The organism is Pseudohaemophilus parahaemolyticus (assembly GCF_938021905.1).
GTDB lineage: Bacteria > Pseudomonadota > Gammaproteobacteria > Enterobacterales > Pasteurellaceae > Haemophilus_A > Haemophilus_A parahaemolyticus_B.
Genome location: NZ_CALIFA010000042.1, coordinates 1 through 2165, shown reverse-complemented (window position 1 = coordinate 2165; position 2165 = coordinate 1). Strand labels below are relative to the sequence as shown.

The window sequence follows — 2165 nt, the reverse complement described above, 5'->3', positions numbered from 1 at the left end:
TTGAATTAGCCTTTGATGCAATGGTAGCAAGCGGTATCTATGAAGAATCAGCTTATTATGAATCACTTCACGAATTACCGTTAATCGCTAACACTATCGCACGTAAGCGTTTATACGAAATGAACGTGGTCATTTCTGATACTGCAGAATATGGTAACTACTTATTCTCTAACGTAGCAACGCCAATTCTTGCTAAAGAAATCATCCCAACCTTACAAAAAGGTGATTTAGGTGAACCAACACCAGTAGTTGCTATCGACAACATCACTTTACGCGATGTAAACGATGCAATCCGTAACCACCCAGTTGAATTAATTGGTCAAGAGTTACGTGGTTATATGACAGATATGAAACGTATCGCAGTTGCAGGTTAATTATTAAATCGGTAAAATTCAAGCCAACTTATTCAATAAGTTGGCTTTTTTTATAATCCAAAGGAATTAATATGAAAAACAATAAAATTTTTGACCGCACTTTTAAAGTGAGTCTGGTGGCTGTGGCGTTAGGATTAGTTAATTCGGCATGGGCAACAGATCTCACTTGCTCAAACTCAACAGGATGTCAGTATTCTTGGGGTACATCACCTAATTGGACTTTCAACAAAAACCAACAAACATCAATTAGTGATGCAATTAATGTAACTATTACTCGAGGAAACTACCAAAATATCGCTAAAACCGATGTTGGAACTAGCACACATGGAGGAAAACCACTAGCCTCTAGCGATTCACTATTTGGTATTTTTGACCTTACTGATCGAAATAATCGCATTACTCTTAAATCTGGTGTAAATGCCACACTTAAAGAAGACTACCCTTCAAGTTCACTTTTAGATATATCAGGGGCGGTTGCTACTTTAGAAAAAGGCTCAAAACTCATTGTTGAGAAAAATTACGCACAAATTCACAATATAACTGATGCTTATGGTGATTCAAGTGGCAACGCAGCGATTGAATCTCGTGATGGCAAAATTAATACACAAGCTGATATTGAAATAAATAACGATGGTTCTAGTGCAATTGAATCTCAAAAGACCTCAGTTATCAATTCATCCAATCATAGTATCAAGATGAATGGAAAGAATGATATTGCCTACGCATTATATGGTGCAGAAGATATAGCAAATATCAGTAATGTACAAATTACTGGAAATCAAGATATGCAATTTGCTTTTGACATCGGTACAAATGATGAGAATGCAGCTCAGACGGTTATAGCTAATGGTTTAAATGTAACTCTTAACAATAAAAGTGGTTTATTCACCACATCAGATAGCGGATCGCAAACAATAACACTAACAAATTCAGAAAGTAATACAGGTTATGGTTTACTCGCATTCCCATTGGGCGATGAGCAGTTAGTTAAAATTAATTTAGAAAATACAACATTAAATGCTACTCAAGCATTAATCTCACTTAATGATAAAAACTTCCCTATTGAAGCAGAAGAAGGCGGTGATGCTTTAGATCCCAAAGCTGCAGGTGTCTATCATCTAAACCTTACAGCGAGTAAGAATTCAAAACTAACTGGTGCAATTCTTGAAAATCCAGATTCGCCAGTTAAGAATGAAATCAATTTATCTATGTCTAATAGCCAATGGAGCTTCAATAAATCAAGCACATTGAATAACCTAGATGCTAACAGTTCTGAGATTACATTTACTCCGACTTCTGAATACAAGACATTAACAATTAAAGATAACCTCACAGGTTCTAGCACATTTAACCTCAATACGAATATCGCTGAAAACAAAAACGATAAAATCGTTGTTAAAGGCACTGCTGAAGGTAATCATAAAATTGGTGTAACTAACCAAGGTGCAAATGTTGCTAACGGAAAAGTGACACTTGTCGAAACCAATGGTGGTAACGCTGCATTTAGCTTAACGAACCCGAATAATCGTGTAGATTTAGGGGCTTACCAATATTTCCTCACAAAAGAAGGAAATAATTGGGTATTAGCGAATTCTAAAAATGCGGTCACCCCAGCACCCGTTACCCCAAGTAATCCTGTAGTAACTCCAAGCAAACCTGTGGTGACTCCAAATAAACCTGTAGTAACACCAACTGCTCCAGTTCTACCAAGTACACCATTACTTTCAGACTTAGCGAATGCACAAGTTTCTCTTCGCCAAGCACAATTGCTTTTAGTGGAAGATGATTTAA

Annotated in this window: 1 protein-coding gene and 1 pseudogene; both read left to right on the top strand. The window is 36.6% G+C overall.

Annotation, left to right across the window (positions count from 1 at the left end; translation table 11 throughout):
- Positions 1-374, top strand: a pseudogene (locus QMF79_RS03980) (ketol-acid reductoisomerase); the annotation flags it as partial.
- Between the two features lie 71 nt (positions 375-445).
- Positions 446-2165: pertactin-like passenger domain-containing protein (locus QMF79_RS03975; RefSeq protein ID WP_281772865.1), on the top strand; the 1720-nt coding region annotated here is incomplete at its 3' end.